At 53.5% G+C, this 20,893-nt stretch carries 15 protein-coding genes; 9 read left to right on the forward strand and 6 right to left on the reverse strand.

Annotated features, from left to right (window positions below; translation table 11 throughout):
* Positions 1 to 248: 248 nt before the first annotated feature.
* The 4 genes from G544_RS0112710 to G544_RS0112725 all read right to left on the reverse strand — a co-directional run bounded on the left by G544_RS0112710 (position 249) and on the right by G544_RS0112725 (position 6,846).
* Positions 249 to 2,786, reverse strand: coding sequence for an autotransporter outer membrane beta-barrel domain-containing protein (locus G544_RS0112710; protein WP_027274961.1), 2,538 nt, complete (start codon positions 2,784 to 2,786; stop codon positions 249 to 251).
* A gap of 385 nt (positions 2,787 to 3,171) precedes the next feature.
* A complete protein-coding gene (locus G544_RS0112715; RefSeq protein ID WP_027274962.1) occupies positions 3,172 to 4,317 on the reverse strand; it encodes a glycerate kinase in 1,146 nt (381 codons plus the stop codon).
* A gap of 5 nt (positions 4,318 to 4,322) precedes the next feature.
* Positions 4,323 to 5,591 (reverse strand): GntP family permease, encoded by a 1,269-nt coding sequence (locus G544_RS0112720; RefSeq protein WP_027274963.1) that lies wholly within the window; start codon positions 5,589 to 5,591, stop codon positions 4,323 to 4,325.
* Between the two features lie 118 nt (positions 5,592 to 5,709).
* Complete coding sequence (locus tag G544_RS0112725; RefSeq protein WP_027274964.1) at positions 5,710 to 6,846, reverse strand: sugar diacid recognition domain-containing protein; 1,137 nt, start codon at positions 6,844 to 6,846, stop codon at positions 5,710 to 5,712.
* A 418-nt stretch (positions 6,847 to 7,264) separates the two neighbouring features.
* Between G544_RS0112725 and G544_RS0112730 the strand changes: the two genes are divergently transcribed.
* From G544_RS0112730 to G544_RS0112740, 3 genes are read left to right on the forward strand one after another with little or no spacing between them, the layout of a single operon-like run.
* Positions 7,265 to 8,671, forward strand: coding sequence for an MBOAT family O-acyltransferase (locus tag G544_RS0112730; protein WP_027274965.1), 1,407 nt, complete (start codon positions 7,265 to 7,267; stop codon positions 8,669 to 8,671).
* On the forward strand, positions 8,658 to 9,761 hold the full coding sequence (locus tag G544_RS20520; RefSeq protein ID WP_071783380.1) for an SGNH/GDSL hydrolase family protein: 1,104 nt from the start codon (positions 8,658 to 8,660) through the stop codon (positions 9,759 to 9,761). The genes G544_RS0112730 and G544_RS20520 overlap by 14 nt, the downstream gene beginning before the upstream one ends.
* Before the next feature lie 14 nt (positions 9,762 to 9,775).
* Positions 9,776 to 10,978, forward strand: coding sequence for an SGNH/GDSL hydrolase family protein (locus G544_RS0112740; protein WP_051155749.1), 1,203 nt, complete (start codon positions 9,776 to 9,778; stop codon positions 10,976 to 10,978).
* Between the two features lie 61 nt (positions 10,979 to 11,039).
* Here the strand turns inward: G544_RS0112740 and G544_RS0112745 are convergent, their stop codons facing one another.
* On the reverse strand, positions 11,040 to 11,792 hold the full coding sequence (locus G544_RS0112745; protein ID WP_174788502.1) for a protein bax: 753 nt from the start codon (positions 11,790 to 11,792) through the stop codon (positions 11,040 to 11,042).
* Positions 11,793 to 12,152: 360 nt separating this feature from the next.
* Between G544_RS0112745 and G544_RS0112750 the strand changes: the two genes are divergently transcribed.
* The 4 genes from G544_RS0112750 (at position 12,153) to acnA (ending at position 17,906) form a co-directional block, all read left to right on the forward strand.
* A complete protein-coding gene (locus G544_RS0112750; protein ID WP_027274968.1) occupies positions 12,153 to 12,650 on the forward strand; it encodes a hypothetical protein in 498 nt (165 codons plus the stop codon).
* Positions 12,644 to 13,486 carry an SDR family NAD(P)-dependent oxidoreductase gene (locus tag G544_RS0112755; RefSeq protein WP_027274969.1) on the forward strand — a complete coding sequence of 281 codons (843 nt, stop codon included), beginning with the start codon at positions 12,644 to 12,646 and terminating at the stop codon, positions 13,484 to 13,486. Before G544_RS0112750 ends, G544_RS0112755 begins: the two co-directional genes overlap by 7 nt.
* Positions 13,483 to 15,012 (forward strand): AMP-binding protein, encoded by a 1,530-nt coding sequence (locus G544_RS0112760; RefSeq protein WP_027274970.1) that lies wholly within the window; start codon positions 13,483 to 13,485, stop codon positions 15,010 to 15,012. Before G544_RS0112755 ends, G544_RS0112760 begins: the two co-directional genes overlap by 4 nt.
* 221 nt (positions 15,013 to 15,233) lie before the next feature.
* Entirely contained in the window at positions 15,234 to 17,906 is a 2,673-nt protein-coding gene (gene acnA, locus G544_RS0112765) for an aconitate hydratase AcnA (protein WP_027274971.1), read from the forward strand.
* A 182-nt stretch (positions 17,907 to 18,088) separates the two neighbouring features.
* Here acnA and G544_RS0112770 read toward each other — a convergent pair whose 3' ends face one another.
* Positions 18,089 to 18,784 (reverse strand): helix-turn-helix transcriptional regulator, encoded by a 696-nt coding sequence (locus G544_RS0112770; protein WP_027274972.1) that lies wholly within the window; start codon positions 18,782 to 18,784, stop codon positions 18,089 to 18,091.
* Positions 18,785 to 19,297: 513 nt separating this feature from the next.
* On the opposite strand from G544_RS0112770, the gene G544_RS0112775 reads away from it, so the two are divergent.
* Complete coding sequence (locus tag G544_RS0112775) at positions 19,298 to 19,732, forward strand: DoxX family protein (protein WP_027274973.1); 435 nt, start codon at positions 19,298 to 19,300, stop codon at positions 19,730 to 19,732.
* 167 nt (positions 19,733 to 19,899) lie between these two features.
* Positions 19,900 to 20,886 carry a secretion protein HlyD gene (gene hlyD, locus G544_RS0112780; protein ID WP_027274974.1) on the forward strand — a complete coding sequence of 329 codons (987 nt, stop codon included), beginning with the start codon at positions 19,900 to 19,902 and terminating at the stop codon, positions 20,884 to 20,886.
* Positions 20,887 to 20,893 lie beyond the last annotated feature (7 nt).

Below are 20,893 nucleotides of genomic sequence, written 5' to 3' on the forward strand. Positions count from 1 at the left end.
TGCTTTAAGCATCAGCGAAATATGGAACAAACCACCAAACAAAACGCATTTAGCACGTTTATTGTTGTTGAAGGCGGGGTTCACTCCGGTGCATGCGTTAGTCTTTTAGTGCTATTTTTATTAAAAATGCCCGATTAGCGCCGTTCGACAGGCTAATAATTCGCCCCTACCGATAAAAAATCGCTGAAAAAAAGCCGACGCCCCATAAAAAAGCGTCGGCCTTAATCGCCTCAAGTTAAACCTTCGGCTTAGAAATTATAGCGAATGCCCAGATTGCCCTGCATCGGTTCTTCCATCTTGCTGCCCTTTGCGTAGTTCACTTCGGCAAACACGGAAACCTCTTTATTAACCGTTGCGCTGACGCCTAAACCATACTTACCCATATCGCCGGAGAGATCGGTTTTAAAGGTATTCAAATCGTTAATCGTCGTACGGTTATCGTCAATATACTCATGAACCCAGGCGGCCTTCACGTACGGCGTTAACGTGCTATTGGCGCCGACGTTAAAAGTGCGCCCCAGATTCATACCAAGCTCGGTCGTAAAGGAGTCCTGATCGTCAATGCTGCCCCTCATTCCGTTGCTCAGTCTGACGTCTTTGCCTTCTACCTGAACGTAGGTCAGCTTGGCATAGGGTTCCGCCCAAACGCCGTAGGCAACGTCAACGTTGTAGCCTGACTCCAGCGAACCGCCGATCGCATTCTGGCTATAGTCGCCGCGGATGCCGTCGCCGTTGGTCGATACGGCTTTCACATCGTTGCTGAAGTGGTTGTACTTCAACACTCCGTCGACATACCAGCCGGTATTGTCAAAGTAGGTGGCGTATGCGCCCACGCTGTAGCTGTCAATGTTACTGTTACCGCCCCGGTCGTGTTTGACCTTAGCCGTACCGTAGCTGGTAAAGCCGCCGAAGAACGCCCTGCCGTTTGCATAGTCAACGATACGATCGGCGCCAACCTCAAGGCCAGACTGTTCCAGCTTGAAGTTGGTGTGTCCGGTATTCAGGCGGTTTGTTCCATCGGTCAGCCTTACCCACGCGCCGGCGCTGCCTTCGTTTTGTTCCAACATGCCTTTTCTAAAGCGCAGGTTTTGCAGCTCGTTGTTAAAAATCAGCGTCGGAGCGACGGCCATCGACAGCACCGCATCGGTGCTCGGCGTCGTTTCCGGCCGCGTTACCGGCGGCGTGACTTCTCCCGGCCCAGGGTTAGGCGCTGAAGGATCGTCTTTTGTCGCGCTCAGATACCAGATCTCGCTGCCGGCCTCTTCGCGATGATTCAGGCTGTACATATAGGTACCACCGTCGACCGCGTTGATATTCGTCCCGCTCAGGCTCGCCAGCGTGAAGTTGGCGCCACGGCTCTCGTCGGTAATCAAGTCCAGGCTGCGCTGACCGGGCTGCGTGATTTCCGTTCCGGAATCGGCCACGGAAACCTTATGGCTCCCGCTGCCGCTGCTTACCGTCAGATAGTCACCGCGGCCATTCTCAATCGACGTATTGAATAAGAAGTGCAGATTTCCCGACAGGCTGTCAACCTGAAGACGGGAATAGATCGGTTCTCCCGTCACGCTATCAGCGCCGCTAATAAAGCGAACCTTACCGGAACCGCTAAGCGCGCCGACGCGGGCCGTATCCGTATCTGCCGCGTTAGCGATCGCCAGCAGCACGGCGTTTTCACCGTTTAAGGTAACGTCCTGCGCATAAGCGCCGCCGGTTCCCGCCGCGGACGTTAGCTGCAGTTGACCATTGTCATAAACCTGCGTGACGCCTTCCAAGCGAGCGCCTGCGGCCAGCCAGGATTTAGCGCTATCGCGAACGGTGACGTTATCGGCAAACGAATTGCTGTAAATACTTTGAGTCGCGCTATCAAACAGCGCTACGTTGGACGCGCGGCCGCCCTGCTGAACCTTCTGGGCGCCGGTGCCGTAAATCTTGGTATCGTCAGAAACGCCAGCGACGGCGGACGGGTCGGAACCGCTGATATACAGATACTGAACGCCGCCGCTGTTGATTGTCGTAGCGTTGGCGATGCCGCCGTTGAAGACATACTGCAGGCCGCCGTTGTTGATAGCCGCGCCGTCAGACACGCCGTCGGAGGTTACGTACTGATAGCCGCCTTCATTAACTATGGTGCCGTTCGCCAGCCCTTGCAGACGAACGTACTGGATACCGCCTGCGTTAACCGTTGTGCCAGAAGCGCTCCCCTCCTCCTGCACGTACTCATAGCCGCCCTGATTGACGACGGTTCCTTCACTTTTGCCGCCCAGATAAACATAAAGCTTACCGCCGCTGTTGACCTGATTGTTGACAGACAGCCCCGGATCGTTCGCGTCTCCGGTATTAGAAACGTATACCGTCCCGCCGTTCAGGAAAGAGTCTTTGAGCGTACCGCCATCAAAAACGCGAACCAGGCCTCCGTTGACGTTGATGTTTGTCCCCAGTGCGGGAACCGTCGCATCGTAGTCGCCCACCGCGATTCTGGCATCTTTGGTAATGTAGACTTCTGCGCCGGTATTCACCGTTGAGTCTCGCATAAAGCCGATAACGCTCAGCTTGCTTCCGCTAAGCATATTAAGATTGATGGCCTCACCGGCGTAGCCGTTTTCTCCACCGTAATTCCAGGCGCCGATTTCTAAGCAGCTGTCGCCGTCCAGATCGCCGGAAAACGTTACGTCACCACCGTAGGTAACATGGGGCCTGCTGCCGCAAAAAGTGTCCGCATAAGCTGACTGAGATAAAGAGAGCGCTGTAAACAGTGCAATAGAGGAAAGCGTGGTTTTTAGTTGCATGGTGCCAAAATCTCCCTATAAAACAACAACCCTAAGAATTAACGATGGGTAAGATACCAAAATAGGGAAATAAAACAACACATTTAAATAATAAAAATAACAAATAAACAACACTTATATTTTTATTCATTACTATGATATTAAAGTGATTTAATTAAAAACAGCCCCACAAGATAAAAATAACAAATTGATAATAAAGGAAAAATAAATTCAATTAAAGAGACATAATAACAACGAGAAATAAATACAACCTTAAGGTTATTTATTCCCTCTATTTTAGTCAGGGAAATATATCGTATTAATGATAGCTGTCGTCTACATAGATAAAGTTGGGCCGTGTTCTATAAAGAACGCGGCCCGTGTACATAAACGCGCTTAGGAGAGATTATCCCGCGTGTGCCTGTGCCATCTTCCAGACGCTCGCCACATTGCGCGCAGTGACGCGCAAATTGTACTCAGCTTCCTGTAGCGCGTCAGGCAGCGTAACCACTCGAGTGAGAATCGAGAATGCCGCATCCAAGCCGTGCTCATGGACAACCGGGTAGTCTGGCAGCAGCCCTCCCGCTAAAGCGACAACCGGCTTGCCGTAGCGCTTAGCCGCTCGCGCAACGCCGATAGGCGTTTTACCGCAAATGCTTTGGCTATCAAGCCGCCCTTCTCCGGTGATCACCAGATCGGCATCCGCAACCAGATTCTCTAATCCCAACGTTTGGATAACGATATCAACGCCAGGCTTAAGCTCTGCGTTAAGCACGCCAAGCAGAGCCGCGCCCATGCCGCCCGCTGCGCCTGCGCCCGGTACGTTTATTACGTCCCGGCCGGTAGCCTGAAGGATAAGCTTGCCGTAGGCCGACAGAGCGCCGTCCAGCGTTTTAACCATTTCAGGCGTGGCGCCTTTTTGAGGGCCGAAAATAGCCGAAGCGCCGTTAGGGCCGCAAAGCGGGTTATTTACGTCGCAGGCAACGGTAATAGAAACGCCGTTTAACTTAGGATTCAACGCCTGCAGGCCTATCGCCGCCAGCGAAGTCAGCGCGCCGCCGTTAAGCGCAAGCGGCTTTGCGTCAGCGTCGAGCAAAGAAACGCCCAGCGCCTGCAGCATGCCCGCACCGCCGTCGTTAGTAGCGCTACCGCCGATGCCCAGCAAAATGCGCTCTACGCCGTGTTCCAGCGCGGCTAAAATCAGCTCGCCGGTGCCAAAGCTGGTGGTCATCAACGGGTTACGCAACTCCGGAGCGACGTGATGAAGGCCGGACGCGGAGGCCATTTCGATGATGGCGGTTTTGCCGTCGCCCAAAAGTCCCCAGCGCGCCATTACCGGCGTTCCCAGCGGCCCCATGACTTCCTGATGTACATAGCGCCCGTTCGTTGCCTCAACCATGGACTCAACGGTGCCTTCGCCGCCGTCCGCCATCGGCAGCTTCACGTACTGCGCATCGGGGTAGATCTCGCGAAATCCCTGCTCGATGGCGGTAGCAACCGCCATCGCAGACAGGCTTTCTTTAAAGGAATCCGGAGCAATAACTATCTTCATTTTTACTACCCCGCCAATCCAAATACGCCGAACATCAGCGTCGACACTGCGGCGATAACGAAGCCAACGATCGTTTCATAAGGCAGAAGGCCAAGGCGCTCGCGGATCTGCATGTTAACGCTGCCGCCAGTCGCGTGGAAGAAGCTGCCGTGGGGCAAGTGGTCCAGCACGGTCGCACCGGCGTGGATCATGGCCGCACCGGCCAGCGCCGTTACGCCAAGATCGAGCAGCGTCTGGCTAAATACGCCCGCAGCAACCGCCGTACCGGCAGTGGTAGACGCCGTCGCCATTGACATAATCGCACCGGAAATCGGCGCCAGCAGATAAGGCGGCAGGCCGGAAGCGGTCAGGCCTTCAATCAGCACCTCTTTCAGCGCAGAGTTGGCGATAATACCCGCCAGCGTCCCCGTGCCAAGCAGCATGATGGCAACGGGCGCCATACGAGACAGGCCCGCCATCATAAAGGAGTTACTTTGCTTGATGCGTCCCATCATCAGTGCGCCTACCAGGCCGCCGACGGGCAGCGCGATCAGCGGATCGATAGCAATGCCCGCAATCGGACGCAGCGCCAGCAGCACGATGGCGACCAACGGCGCGCTAATCGCAGCGAGGAAACCGGGCTGCGCTACCGACGTATCGTGCGAAATCACCTCTTCTGCACTCACCTTGCTGCCTTTATTGGTCAAACGCTTTGCCAGGAAGTAGGCTACGACCAGTCCGAAAAGCCCGGGAACGATACCGGCCATCATGACGGACGTCAGCGGGACGTGGAATGCATCAGAGGCGGCAATGGCGTTAGGGTTAGGAGACATCACGTTCCCCGCCTTGCCGCCGCCAATCATGGCGAGCAGGATGGCGGTTTTGGAAAGATCTGCGCGACGGGCAATGGACAGCGCGATCGGCGCTACGGTAATAACCGCAACGTCAATGAATACGCCAACGGCGGTCAGAATCATCGTCGCAATCGCCAGCGCCAGCAGCGCACGGGTTTCCCCAACCTTCTTGACGACCGTTTCGGCGATCGTATTCGCCGCGCCGGATTCAATCAGTACGCCCGCCAGCACGCCTGCGGCAAGGATGCGCAGCACCGCGTTGGTGATGCCCTGTGCGCCGGTCACCATCAGCGTGACAGTTTGAACCAGATCAGCGCCGCCGATAAGCCCCCCCACCAGTGCGCCGACCATCATGCCGTACGCAGGTGAAACTTTCCTTAATATTAAAACAATGGCTACCACCAGTGCGGCGATCGCGCCAACAGCGGATACAGTCGTCATACTTTCACTCTCCATAAAAAAGACTGAGTGAAGTATGAAAAACGCCGCCAAAAAAGGATTGAGCGTATTGACGAAAGATCTGGCCGTTTTAGAGAGAAAAATTGTAGAAACAGACAGTCTAGCGCTGAAGCTCCATGCCGATATACAGCCAAAACAGTTGTCTCAAATTATTGATCTTTATATTGGTTATATCCTCGATTCGCTGTAGGCGGTAGCGCAGCGTATTCACGTGGATATGCAAACCGGTGGCGGTTTGAGAAAGATCACAATTCTGCTCAAAATAGTGGCGCAGGGTGGTTTGCAAAACGCCCTTGGGATCCTGCTCGATCAGGCGCAGCCAAATTTTGGACAGCTCTTCCGCCTGCCAGGTGTCGGACAGCCCGCCAAGCAGCGAAGCCAGCGCATAGTCGTCATAAAATACGTACTGATTTTTCAGCCGAAGCCTCTTAACCATCGCCTGCACGGCCCTAGCCGTTTGATAGGAGCGCCGAAGCCCCGCTTCGCCGGGGAAATAGCCGCCGACGATAATGCGAGAAAATCCGGAGGATTGCGCATAATGCTTAAACCGCTGAAGCTCGCTCAGCTCTTGCTGCGTATCCCACTCTCCCTGACGCAGGGTGATAGGCTTGAGAATAATCAGTTCGTTAAAGTCGGTGAAGGTCACCAGGTGATCGCGCGCGCTGTATTCAAAATAATCCATCAGGTTACGTAACGCATCGCGATCGGGCTGCTGCAGCTCAAGGATAAGAACGACTCTGGGCTGCAGCAGGTTGACGCCGAGATAAGACACCATCGCATCGAGAGACGCAGGACGGCTTTCCCTCAGTATCAGCTGATGGACAAGCTCTTCGCGGTAGCGTTTATCCCACTGCTTTTGCTCCAACAGCGCCGTTTGTTCGATAATGAGCTCCGACGCCATTTTAACCAATTCGGCATAGGCCCTGACTTCGTCCGGCTCGCCGGTAATACCCAACACGCCGATTAGCCGATCGCGAAAGTTTATGGGCAGATTAATGCCGGGCCTGACGCCCTTAAGCCGATTGGCCGTAGCGGAATCAATTTCCACTACGCGGTTTTCCGTCAGCGCCAGCACGGCCCCCTCATGGCGCTGGTGAATGCGAGAGGCTTCCCCTGAGGCGATAATCATTCCGAACTCGTCCATCACGTTAACGGAGTAGGGGATTATGCTCATCGTGCGCTGCACTATTTGACGGGCCGTCGTGTCTTTTAAATAGCTGGTCTGGGTAGTATTCATCGGTATATCTCAAAACGGCACAAAAAGAGTTCTTTAGCCCCGTATTTTAAACGGCTAAAATATCGACACTTATTAGCGAATTTATACAGAAAATGTCTCAGAGAAAGAGACAAAGAAAGGCTAATTGTGAGGTAGTATTTTGTATTTACATACAAATCCAGTCGGGTTCCTATTGTGAAACATATTACGGTTTATTAATAATTTCAACACATTGAAAACACTTAAGCTTGGCGAGACGCGTGTTTTTACCCTTCGGAAGGGTACTATGACGCCGTTCACGATTTATGACTTAAAAACGCGGGCATGACCGCCTTAAAAAATCGTTGAATATTGCCAATTCTCGTTGATTACCTGCCGTAAGTTGGAATAAATTATACGCCTCTCTGGAGGGCTAAGATCGCTATCGTTGGATCGAAGAATGAATTTTTTTTCGTTAGGCTTTGCTTACTGTTTTTTATTATTTTTCTTATTGTACTGGTCCTTTCGCCCTTCAGTTTCTATACAAAATGGCCTGCTGTTGGGGGCGAGCTATCTGTTTATCGGCTCGTTTTCCCTTGGCTCAGCCGCTGTTCTGCTGATTTACAGCCTGCTGATTTACGGGCTGGCGCGATTTGCCCACCGAACGGAAAGTAAAAAAACCGGCTATATACTGCTGGCGCTGCTCGTATGCGCCTTTTTCGTCGTTTTCAAATACTACCCATTCTTTAGGGAAAGCCTCCAGCTACGCTTAAGCCAGCTCGGCCTACGGGGAAGCCTTCCCACGTTGGACATTCTGGTGCCCCTTGGGCTTTCTTTTTACGCCTTTCACTCCGTCAGCTACGTTGTGTCCGTCGCTAAAAAGGAAATAGAACCGGCGCGCTTTCCCGACCTGCTTCTCTATTTGAGCTTTTTTCCCAGCGTCGTCGCAGGGCCTATCAATCGGGCGATAGTTTTCCTACCGCAAATCCGCCCGCCCCATTTGCGCGAGCTTCGCTTCACCAATCGCGCAATTGGCCTGATAGCGTTGGCCATCGCCAAACTGTTTTTATGCAGCGCTTTTTTAGCGGAAAACTACGTCAACGGCGTATTCGACGCGCCGGACGGCTACACGCCGCTGCAAATGCTGGCGGCGGTTTATGCCTACGCCTGGCAGATCTATTTTAATTTCTCCGGCTACACCAATCTGGTCACCGGCCTGGCGCTGCTGCTCGGTTTCTACGTTCCCAAAAACTTCGATGCGCCCTATGTGTCTCTTAATCTACAGGAATTCTGGAAACGCTGGCACATCAGCCTGTCGACCTTCATCCGCGACTATATCTATATTCCCTTAGGCGGCAATCGCCACGGCTTCATCCGTAAAAACGCCAACCTGATGGTGGCGATGGTGCTTTCCGGCATATGGCACGGTGCGGGCGTTAACTTCATTATCTGGGGCGCGCTTCACGGGCTTGGGCTGGTGCTGTTTAACTGCCGGAACAGGCTGTTTCCTTCCGCGCCTTCAGGCGTAGCGGTAAGCTTTCTGGCGCGCCTGCTAACGTTTCACTACGTTTGCTTTGCCTGGATATTCTTTAGAGCGAACGATCTGGACACCGCAATGGCTATCGTTCGCGGCATATCGTCTCTTTCTTTGTCTTCGTTAACTTCCGGCGCGGGCGCAGGAGCGGTTTGGTCGTTCCTACTGTTTTTTATCGCCTACCCTCTGCTGGTTCGGTTCAAGACAAAGTTTTCAGCCGCCGTTAACGCGCTGCCCTGGTACGCCTATCCCGTACCGCTTGTTGTCTTTTTGACGTTGATTTTTATTTTTACCCCTGCGGGAATACCGGGATTTATTTATGCGAACTTCTGACGGCAGCACAGCGCTGACAAGGATGTACCAGGTCGTCTATATTCTGCTGTTAAGCTCCCTGGGCCTGGTTTGGCTGAACCAGCGCTCGCTGTCTCTTTACTGGCAACAGGAGTTTCATCAGGAAAGCCCGTGGGCAACTTTTGACAATCCGCTATGGCTCGCCGGCGGGCGCTTTGTTCCCGCGCTGGAGGCCGGCAAGGAAGCCTTTGTCGCCTCATTGAACGCCGAGAGTGAAACCTCCGTAGAGTTCGCTCCAACGTTGGACGTATCGGCGCTGGCCCTGCCGCAGTGGGGGTGGAAGGGTGTCCACCGTCTGCCTCATTCCAGCGCGCACCCCGGCGATCGCGCGCCGGAGGGTAGCACGCAGGAAGCCTCGTCTCGGACGCATTCCGACGCGGCTATCGTACTCTCGCCGCAAAGTAAGGTTCTCCTCGTTGGAGATTCCATGATGCAGGGCGTCGCCCCCCACATGATGAAGGCGCTGTCCAAAGACTACGGCATAAAAAGCATCAACCTGAGTAAACAAAGCACCGGCCTCTCCTATCCGGGCTTTTTCAACTGGCCTAAAACGATCGACGAAGCGCTGGAAAAAGATGAGAACGTCGATCTGCTGGTCGTCTTTCTCGGCCCTAACGACCCTTGGGACATGCCGCCGTCAAAGGGCGCTCGCTTTCTCAAGTTCAAAAGCCCGGAATGGGAAGCGCTGTACCGCAGTCGGATCGAGACTATATTAGAAAGCGCCCAGCGTCACCACAGCCGCGTCATCTGGGTCGGGCCGCCAAATATGCGTAAACCTGCGCTGTCAGATGGAGTAAACTATCTGGACACGCTGTATCGTGCCGAAGTGACCGCCGCCTCGCAGCTCTATATCTCCGTCAACGACGTGTTCGGCTATCAGGGCGCGGACTACTCTGACTATCTGGAGGAAAACGGCAAGAAGGTTAAGCTTCGCAGCGATGACGGCACCCACTTTACCCCTACGGGGCAAAGGCTGATTGCGCAGCGCATACTTTCCGCAATCAGCGTTACCGCGCCGGAAAATCCGGAAAGCCCAAAAGGCCCGGAGCACGTTGAAATGGCGCATAACTGATGAAGAAAAACGCAATGAATGCACGACAATTAAAGATTTTTCTGCCCGTAGCCGGCCTTCTCTGCGCGCTTTCTCTGGTCTCTTGCCATACCACGAGAGAAGACGGCGCGCCGTTAGAGAAAAAGAGCGACGGCATCCACTATGGGCAGTTAACCAACTACGGCGAAAAGCGCATCGCAGGCTTCGCCAATCGGCTGACCCACGCACGCAGCCAGAGCGTACACATCGTTCAACTAGGCGACTCCCATACGGCGGCAGACTTCTTCAGCGGCCAGCTTAGATCGCGGCTACAGCAGCGCTTCGGCAACGGCGGCCCAGGATTCGTCAACCCGCTGTCCGTTCCCGGCCAGCGTCACGGCCTTGTCGGCTTTAGCCAGGAAAAAAAGGCCTGGAATTTTTATACCAGCCGTAAAGACGACCGCGCCGACTTTCCGCTCGGCGGTTTTATCGCCCAACCCAATGCGGACCAGGCTTCCGCAACAATAAGGCTCTTTAGTAAAGACGGCGCCCCCTATTTGGTCAGCGCGCTTTATCGCGCTTCAGGCGACGCCCGCCTCTCGCTCAATGGCCGCGCCTTATCGCTTGGCGATACCCAGGGCCAGTGGAAATTCTCGGCCCAAGAGCAGGTTACCTTCCCCGCTGAGATCGCCGCTTCCCGCCAAAATAACCTGATGCTGGGAGGCTGGCTGATACAGCGCCCCGAGCACGGCGTCATGCTGACGCCGCTGGGAATCAACGGCGCCACCCTGACCATGGTGGACAAATGGCAGCCCGGCTGGATGGATACGCTAATTTCCCTCAAGCCTGACATGGTGATTTTGGCCTACGGCACCAACGAAGCGTTTAACGACAGGCTGGATCCTGCGCAGTACCGCAACCAGCTAGAACAAAAGATCGCGGCAATACGCCAGGCGCTGCCGGACGCACCCATCCTGCTGGTGGGGCCATCGGACAGCATCAAAAACAAGAAAGGCGAAAGCTGTGCAGAGATGCAGCCGGCTCAGCTCAACGCGGTTGTCGCTATCCAAAAAGAGGTGTCCCAGTCGCAGCACACCCTGTTCTGGGACTGGCGAGCGTTTATGGGCGGCGAGTGCGCCATCCAACGCTGGGCTGACGCCGGCGACGCGCGGCCAGATCTGGTTCACCTGTCGCAAAACGGCTATAAGAAAAGCGCAGACGCGCTGTTTGAACAGCTGATGGCCCTTATCGGGCGCTAAGCGAAGCGCACAAAAAAGCCGGAGATTATCTCCGGCTTTTTTCTTTACTCATCTATATCAATCAAAACTCGTCCCGAATGCTGGCGGTTTCAACGTCGTTTTGCGCCTGAATGATCAGATGCTCGTTGTTATCCAACACGCGCTGCAAAAACCGACTGTAGGATGCGCCTCTTTCAGAGTAGCGCCCCAGCTTGTTCACCAAATGATCGGCGGTCACCGTATCGCCCTGGCTTCTTAGCTCTGCCCGAGACTCACGCAGTTTGCCGTAGGCTCCGTGGCTATTCATATTCAGCATATAGGCGCGAACGGAATCATCGACCGTATCGTAGGCGGAATAGCCCTTTATGTTGCCGGGCTCGCCGCAGGTCTTACTTCCGCACCGCATGCCAAACAGGTTATTGTTAACCTGAGCAAGCTTAGAGGTTCCCCAGCCGGACTCCGCCGCCGCCTGCGCAACGACCAGGTGGGTCGGAAGCGTATCGACGCGTTTTAGCAACTCGGTCCACTTCACCTTTTCAGGATTAGAGGAACACTGCATCCGATAGTTTGAACAAATCTGCTGCAGACGGGCTATCTCTTTAGAGCTCCAGGCCTGCGACAGGCGTTTTCTCAACAGCCATTCCCTATCCTGGCGAATGAGCGCGTTTTGTTTGTCTATAATAGGAACTACGGCGTTTAAAAAGGCCTTCTTCCGTTGAGTGCCCGAAGGGTATTTTCTCAAATCGGGTAGGCTTTCCAGCTTATCATTGAGAGAATACTCTTGATGATTCATCGTACCCGTTGAAGCCCAGGCGCTCGAGAATCCTATGCTCATAACGAGCACTGCCGATCCTATTATTTTAAAAACAAGTGAAGTCATAGTACTCCTGCAGGTTTTAAAATAACTCAGATTACTTGCGGACAGATGGTCAATGATGCCCGACTAAAATGAAAGCTGCAAGATGTAACAAAAAACGACTATCTTATAAATTTACTGACATTCAGCATAAAACGTGATGAATAATAATGTTTTTAGCTGGTTATGCTAGTTCAGTTTGAGAGTTCTAAGAGAAAAAAAATACAGGCGTGGCACCTTTAAGCCGCCTCTTACGATCGTCCATGCCAGAAAAATTGAGAAAACGCAGCAGCCGTGTTATTACCTTGACGACGGTAAGTAAGGACAGGCGAACTCATCATGGAAATTGAAGAACTATGGGGCCTTATCGCGCTGGGTAAAGACGCGCCGCGTGACTATACCGACTGGGCTGAGCATCGTATGGCGCAAGAAGAATCGGATACGCTGGTTATTCTGGCTTCGCTGGGCTTGGATAAAGAGCCGATAAGAGAAGATGTCGTTCACTATTTTCATCGATATCTTAACGAGCGCTTAATCACACAGCCGACAAAAGAAGAGAGCCTCTCGCGCTACGTTAATCATCTATGTCGGCAAACGATCGACAAGGCGCTCGATCCTGACTGCGCCGTTCTGTTGCTGGCTGACCTCCATCGAAATACGGGTTTTGAAGGCGGATGGGATAATCCGTGGTCCCAGCTCTCTTACGATTTGACGCTGCTGGATATGGGGGAGAAAGTTCGTTTCTTTCATCCTGAGCTAAAACAAAGCAACCGGAATGACTATATTATGTCTTTTGCTTCGTCTTATCTTTCCCTGCGAACAATTTCCGTATGTTAAACAAACTCGCCTCACGCCTGCTGTTCCCCTGCCTCCCAGTGGATAAAAGCGCCCTTCGCCGTCGGCTTAAAAATAAAACTGTTCTTATTACCGGCGCCAGCTATGGCATCGGCGAAGCGCTGGCTTACGCACTGGCAGACCTTCCGGTACGGCTTATTCTGGTCGCTCGCACGCAGGAAAAGCTACAGCAGATACAAAGCGACTTTACCGCGCGCAAAGCCGACTGCCAAACGTTCGCCGCCGACCTGTCGAAGCCCGACGAATGCCAAACGCTGGCAGAAGCGATCGACGCGCTGCCCTACCCCGTCGACATCTTCGTCAACAATGCCGGCAAGTCTATCCGTCGTCCCCTGATGGCGTCGTTAGATCGCCTGCACGACGCCGAGCGGACGATGAGCCTGAACTACTTCGCTCCGGTGCGGCTATGCCTTCACCTTCTAAAGGGACACAGGCCAAGATTTACGCACATCGTCAACGTTTCGGCGGCGAACGTGCTTCTGGCGCCCACGCCCCACTGGGCGGCCTATCAGGCCTCAAAAACCGCGTTCGACCAGTGGCTGCGCTGCGGGGAACCTGAGCTTAGGGCAGGCGACGTGCGCGTAAGCTCCGTCTACTTTCCCCTCGTCGGCACCCGTATGATTGAACCAACCTACGCCAACAGATCCGTCCCGGTTTTGCCGGTTGAAAAAGCGGCCAACATTCTCTGTCGGGCGTTGCTTACGCAAAAAAGCGCCTTCAAACCCTGGTGGCTACCGCTGGGCCAGCTGTGTTCCGTCCTGTTTAATTCCCCGTGGCGGCGGGGATGGATCCGCTATCTAAAAGCGTCAACAAAATGAATAAACTGCAACTGCTAAGACAAACGGGCGTTCTGTCCGCCAAAGGGCTGCTGGCGTTAATCAAGTCCATCATGGCCAACGGCATCAGCCTGACGGCGCTTCTTGGCTATGCCGCAGCACGATACCCGGAACGCACTGCGGTTCACGATGACGATGAAGCGCTCACTTACGCCGAGCTTTACTCCCGCACGCGCCGCCTTGCCGCTGCGCTGAAGTATCGCCACGGCCTTGGGCCCGGCCAGAAGGTCGCACTGTGCTGCCGCAATCACAAAGGCCTGCTAACCGCCCTGTTTGCCTGCGCCTATACCGGGGCCGATCTCTTTCTTATCAATACCGAAATCGCACCGGAAAAGCTGGGCGCGCTGGCGGGCAAGCACGCCTTTAACCTGATGATTTACGACAGCGAGCTGAAACCGCTCATCGCAGCCTGCGGCTATCGGGGAAATCAGCTTCCCGTTGACGACGCGCATTTCAACGCCTGCTCCTCTGTTCAAGGGGCTGATTCACTGCCTGCACGCGTAGCCTACGGGCCAGGAAGCATCACCGTATTGACCGGCGGCAGCACCGGCGCGTTTAAAAGCGCCTCACGTAAACCTTCTCTATCGGCATTTCTTAACCCGTTATTCACCCTGTTGGACAAGCTAAGGCTTAGCCAATACCGGAAGCTTTACATCGCAACGCCAATTTACCATGGCTTTGGCCTCGCGGCCCTGTGTCTGGCTACTCTGCTTGGCGCGACCGTTTACCTTAGCAAGCGCTTCGACGCCGAGCGGGCGTCAACGCTGATATCCCATCATCGGGTGGAAGTTATCGCGCTCGTCCCCTTAATGCTTAGCCGGATGCTCCAGCTGGATCCCGAACGTTTGACGCCCCTGCGCTGCATTATTTCGGGCGGCGCGCATCTCACGCCTGCGCTGGCCGAACAAGCCCAAACCCGACTGCCCGGCGGGCTGTTTAATCTGTATGGCACGTCCGAAGCGGGCGTCTGCACAATAGCAACGCCAAAAGAGCTCCATGAGTCTCCCGGCACCATCGGCCGCCCGATTGAAGGCCTCAATTTACGCCTGTTGAATTTACGCGGCGGGCAGCCGATAGCCGACGGCAGCGTCGTTGGTGAAATCATCGTGCGCTGCGCCTGGTCGGCGCAGGGCGCTGACAGTGACGTCGCCACCGGCGATCTGGCCTACCGCGATAAAAATGGGAACTATTTTCTGTGTGGTCGAATTGACGACATGATCGTATCAGGCGGTGAGAACGTCTATCCCATCGAACTGGAAAACGTGCTGATAACGCACCCCGCCGTCAGGGAATGTCTGGTCGCCGGCGTTGAAGACGCTGAATTTGGTCAGCGCCTGAAGGCATGGGTGACGATTACCCCCGCCGAACGCATCGATAAGTTTGAACTGCTGTCGTGGCTTAAGCCCCGCGTGGCCCGCTACGCTATGCCGGTAGACGTCGTTTTAGTAGAAGAAATTCCGCTCACCGCCGTCGGTAAGCCGGACGTCCGACGCCTATTGCAACAATAGGCCGAATTTAAAACAGAGCCCGTTCCTCCGCATGCTCGGAAAGACGGGCGGTTCATCTCTCTCTTCCTTCTTTAGCCTCCAACGCATATTGGCCCTTCTTCACACTTCGATAATGTTAATAATATGTTGCTAATTTTTTATGTTATCTTTAATAAAAGAAAGAAGCGTCAATAAATACGCGCCGGCTCACGCCGGAGTACTTGATGAATACTGGAGGAGCCATGTCAGCTGATTTACGTAAAAGTTATGAAGATGTCCTCGCAGTCGACGGTCAAACGTTTAGCTACTATAGCCTGCCCAAGGCCGCCGAAGCGTTAGGAGACATCCAACGCCTGCCTAAATCCCTAAAAATTTTACTGGAAAACCTGCTCCGCTTTCTGGACGACGACACGGTGAAAGAAGCCGATCTGAAGGCCATTGTTGAGTGGCTGGCGCAGGGGCACGCCGACCGTGAGATCGCCTATCGCCCGGCACGCGTGCTGATGCAGGACTTTACCGGCGTGCCCGCCATCGTCGATCTGGCGGCCATGCGCGAGGCCGTTCGACGATTGGGCGGAGATCCCGCCAGCGTAAACCCGCTTTCACCGGTCGATCTGGTTATTGACCACTCGGTCACCGTGGACGACTACGCCAACGCTGACGCATTTTCTACCAACGTCGGCTTGGAGATGCAGCGAAACCGCGAACGCTACGCCTTTCTTCGCTGGGGACAAAACGCCTTTAGCCGCTTTCGCGTCGTGCCGCCCGGAACCGGCATCTGCCATCAGGTCAACTTGGAGTATCTGGGCCAGACGGTCTGGCGGGAAAACAAAGAGGGTAAAACCTGGGTCTACCCGGATACGCTGGTAGGCACTGACTCACACACCACCATGATAAACGGGCTGGGCATCCTCGGCTGGGGCGTCGGCGGCATTGAGGCTGAGGCCGCCATGCTTGGTCAGCCCGTATCGATGCTTATTCCGGACGTCGTTGGATTTAAGCTCGTCGGCAAGCTGCGTGAAGGCATTACCGCGACGGATCTGGTGCTTACCGTAACGCAAATGCTGCGTCAGCACGGCGTAGTGGGCAAATTCGTCGAATTCTACGGCGACGGGCTGGCACAGCTTCCTCTGGCCGATAGGGCGACTATCGGCAACATGTCGCCGGAGTTCGGCGCCACCTGCGGTTTCTTTCCTGTCGATGAAGAGACGCTGCGCTACATGCGCCTAACCGGGCGCGATGAAGATCAAATCGCGCTGGTAGAAGCCTACAGCAAGGCGCAGGGCCTGTGGCGCAATCAGGGCGACGAGCCGGTCTTCACCAGCTCGCTATCGCTCGATTTGTCAAAAGTAGAAACCAGCCTGGCCGGCCCCAAGCGGCCACAGGACCGCGTTCTGCTGGCAATGGTCAAGCAGGCGTTCGCAGACTATCAGGCGCTGGACGTCGCCTCGCGCACCGCGCGTCAGGAACAGGTTCCTGTCACTATCGACGGAAAAACCTATCCCCTCAAGCAGGGTGCCGTCGCCATTGCCGCCATCACCTCCTGTACCAACACCTCCAACCCCGGCGTGATGCTGGCGGCGGGCCTGTTGGCCAAAAAGGCAGTAGAAAAAGGCCTATCGCGCCAACCGTGGGTCAAGTCGTCACTCGCTCCCGGTTCAAAGGTGGTCACCGACTACCTGAATGCGGCCGGTTTAACGCCCTATCTTGAACGGCTCGGCTTTAATCTGGTCGGCTACGGCTGTACGACCTGTATCGGCAACTCCGGCCCGCTTCTGCCGCAAATTGAGGAGGCTATCAGGCACGGTGACCTGACGGTAGGCGCCGTGCTGTCCGGCAACCGTAACTTTGAAGGGCGCATCCATCCGCTGGTAAAAACCAACTGGCTCGCCTCGCCGCCGCTGGTCGTCGCCTACGCGTTAGCCGGTAATATGAGCATAGACCTTACTCAAGAGCCGCTAGGAAACGATAAAAACGGTCAACCCGTTTACCTGAGCGATATCTGGCCGACAACGCAGGAAATTGCACGAGCCGTAGAAGAAGTAAACGCCGGCATGTACCGCAAAGAGTATGCCGAAGTCTTCACCGGCGATCGGGAGTGGCAAAGCATTGCCATAGAGCCCTCCCTGACCTATGGCTGGCAGCAGGACTCCACTTACATTCGCCAGCCGCCTTTTTTCACCACCATGAAGAAAGCGCCCGAACCGGTTGAAGATATCCATCACGCCCGCATTTTAGTGCTGTTAGGCGACTCGGTAACCACGGACCACATCTCGCCGGCCGGCAGCATTAAGGTAGACAGCCCCGCGGGCCTCTATCTCAGCGAGCACGGCATTGAACGGCAGGACTTCAACTCTTACGGTTCAAGGCGCGGCAACCATGAGGTCATGATGCGCGGCACGTTTGCTAACGTACGCATCCGTAATGAGATGGCGCCCGGCGTGGAAGGCGGATTTACCCGCCACGTTCCGTCGCAGGAGATTATGCCCATTTACGACGCGGCGATGCGCTACCAAAAAGAAGGCGTGCCGCTGGCGGCCATAGTCGGCAAAGAGTATGGTTCCGGTTCGAGCCGCGACTGGGCGGCAAAGGGGCCAATGCTGCTTGGCGTTCGCGTCGTTATTGCTGAGTCTTTTGAACGGATCCACCGCTCAAACCTTATCGGCATGGGCATTCTTCCTCTGGAATTTCCTCAGGGCGTTAGCCGCAAAACCTTAGGATTGCGCGGCGATGAGACCATCACCGTTACGGGTTTGAATGCGCTATCGCCGGGACAAACGGTGCCCGTCACGCTGACGCACGCCGACGGCCAAAGCGTCACGATAGAGACGCTTTGCCGAATCGATACCGGCAACGAGCTGGCCTATTATCAAAACGGCGGCATTTTGCACTACGTCATTCGCAAGATGCTATAACTGTAAAAAAAGAATAGGCCCCATTTTGTGCTAAAAAATAGGGGCCTATCTGCATAAAGTTTTTTATTACCGCAAGTTATCAGCGACAAAAGTAACAAGAAAAAGCGATAAATATGTTATTTGTCATCATAAAATTACATATCTGAATTATCGATTCCCTCTGAACTTGTGAGACTGAATTCTCAATTAAGCAGGTTCAATTCTATCGCTTTCTTTATCGCGTGCTTAGCGTTTGATACGTTAAGCTTATTAACGATATTCTTCATATGAAATTTAATCGTTCTCTCACGGATGCCTAGAATTATTGCCGATTCTATATAGGTTTTACCCATACTCACCCACTTCAATATTTCCAACTCACGGGAAGACAATAGGAATTCCTCTCTTTCCTCAACAAGTTCATCATTAATATAGCGTATGACTTTATCATGAGTGTTAATAAGAAGAAGCTGCAATTCGGCCTGATATAATCTTATATTTTCATGGAAATTTTGATTTCCATCATAATTACAGAAACTCAACAGTGCGATTCGATTACTCGCATCATGAACTGGAAAGGTAAATCCGTCAAAAAGCCGGTTTCGATGCCTAAACTCTGCGATGCCCTCAAGCGGATAGCTCCGCTTCTTCATGTCGAGTTCACGCCAAGAGAAGGGAACAATCGTTTGTTTCGCATGAAGAATAACCGGATCGGTAAGATAGTATTCCGCCGCAATATACTCATCTATCCATTCCTGCGGATAGTTAGAAATAATGGTGGTTGCATTGCCGCTATACTTGGAAAATAAGAAATAGCAATACTCCTTGAGACCATAGTGCGATAACCGTTTCTCAAGGAATGAACGAATACTTTTATCCCTTTTTAAAGGTTTCATCATTACACTGCCTCATCATATACCTAATTCCCTTTTATTCTATATAGCATAATCTGATATCGCCGTCGGCGAAACTGTCATAATTACCAATATTGAAAAAAGTAGCGAAGGATAAAAGTCTATCCTTGGAAGTTATCTATACAAAGATAAAGACTAAGAACCCGTTTATAATTTATTATTCTGTCAGACTCGCATGATTCACTGAATTTATCAAAAATTATTAAACAAAAATCGACACTTATCGCCAATTAGCGATCAAATCCGATCTAAAAATACACATTTACGATCTAAAATATAAATTTATTCTGGTAAGAAGAGCGTAAAAGAGATCTTATTTTTTCAAATGAATAAACTCTACGCGCGATTTTTCGTTGACTTTCAGACCATCCTTCTGCACTCTCCGCATCGTCCAGTATATAGCTCCAAAATCTGCTATATTTATCCATAACTACGTTAACGGTTGCAGGCCAGATGAGACGTATCTACGCCTATGCGCAACAACAAAAGGAAAATGATATGGTTATCAAACTTAACCAAATGTTTACACGATTGACCGACCATCAAGACGGCGGGAAGCTTCTACTGAGAGTTATGGTTGCCGGGTTGATGCTGTTTCACGGCATTGCCAAAGCGCAAAACGGCGTGGGCTGGATAGGCGATTCCTTGGTCAATATGGGCTTTCCCTACTTTATTGCCTACGGCGCCTACGTGGGTGAAATCATCGCGCCAGTCATGATCATCCTAGGAGTGCTCACGCGACCGGCAGCGCTGGTCGTCGCCATTAATATGGTCGTGGCCGTTCTGATGGTCGGCGCTACCGGTAAGTTTTTCACTCTAACCAAAGTTGGCGCCTGGGGGCTCGAAACCGAAGCCTTTTTCATCATCGGCGCCGTTATTGTCATGCTGCTGGGCAGCGGTAAATACTCTATCGTTTCCGCCGATTACAGATAACCGCCGTCGGCCCCGAGTCGCTCGGGGCCACGGTTAAAAAAATCCCGCTTTTTACCACGCTTTATATATACGTATCTAAGTCAACGTTAATAAAAAAATCAATACGTTCCGCTTGAGTGTTTATGCTAGGCTGTGAAAAGTAGTTACCGCGATGGAAACGACAGCCTATGAAAAAGAAACCGCTTTTCGTTCTTTTAGCAATCGTAGTTTGCGTTATCGGCGCATTTTTGGGCTGGCAGCGCTATGCCGACAGCCATCAACCTGCCCTCACCCTGTATGGCAACGTGGATATCCGAACCGTTAACCTCAATTTCCGCGTTGGCGGCCGTCTGGCTGAGCTTCGCGTCGACGAGGGCGATAAGATCAAGGCAGGAGACGTTCTCGGCCGCCTTGACGATGCGCCTTATCGCATTGCCGTCGCGCAAGCCAGAGCCAACGTGGACGCCCTGAAGGCTCGGCTGGCGCTGATGCAGGAAGGCTACCGCGCGGAAGAGATAGCCCAAGCCAAAGCCGCCGTTGCACAAAGCCAGTCGGCCTACCAGTATGCAGAAAGCTTTTATCGCCGCCAGCAGGGCCTCTGGCAAAGCCGCTCCATTTCCGCAAACGCGCTGGATGACGCCCGCAGCGCCAAAGATCAGGCCTACGCTACGCTGCAATCGGCCAAGCAAAAGTTAACGCAGTTCGAAACCGGCAATCGCCCTCAGGAGATAGCAGAAGCCAGCGCCAACTATGAGCAGGCGAAAGCCGCGCTGGAAAAGGCAGAGCTGGACCTGTCCGATACGACCCTTGTCGCGCCTTCCGCCGGCACCATCCTGACCCGCGCCGTTGAGCCCGGCAGCATGGTTAACGCAGCGAACTCCGTATTCAGCGTTTCTTTAACCAGCCCGGTTTGGGTAAGAGCCTACGTCAGCGAAGTCAATCTGGCCAAGGCGGTTCCCGGCACGGAACTTGAAATTTATATCGACGCTCGTCCAGATAAGCCCTATCGAGGCACAGTCGGCTTTGTCTCGCCTAACGCGGAATTTACGCCCAAAAGCGTCGAAACGCCGGAACTGCGCACCGATCTGGTGTATCGCCTGAGAGTTATCGTTTCCGACCCTGACGAAAGCCTGCGTCAGGGAATGCCGGTCACTATCCGGTTTCCTTCCCGCTAAGGCCTGC

Source organism: Leminorella grimontii ATCC 33999 = DSM 5078 (assembly GCF_000439085.1).
Lineage (GTDB): Bacteria > Pseudomonadota > Gammaproteobacteria > Enterobacterales > Enterobacteriaceae > Leminorella > Leminorella grimontii.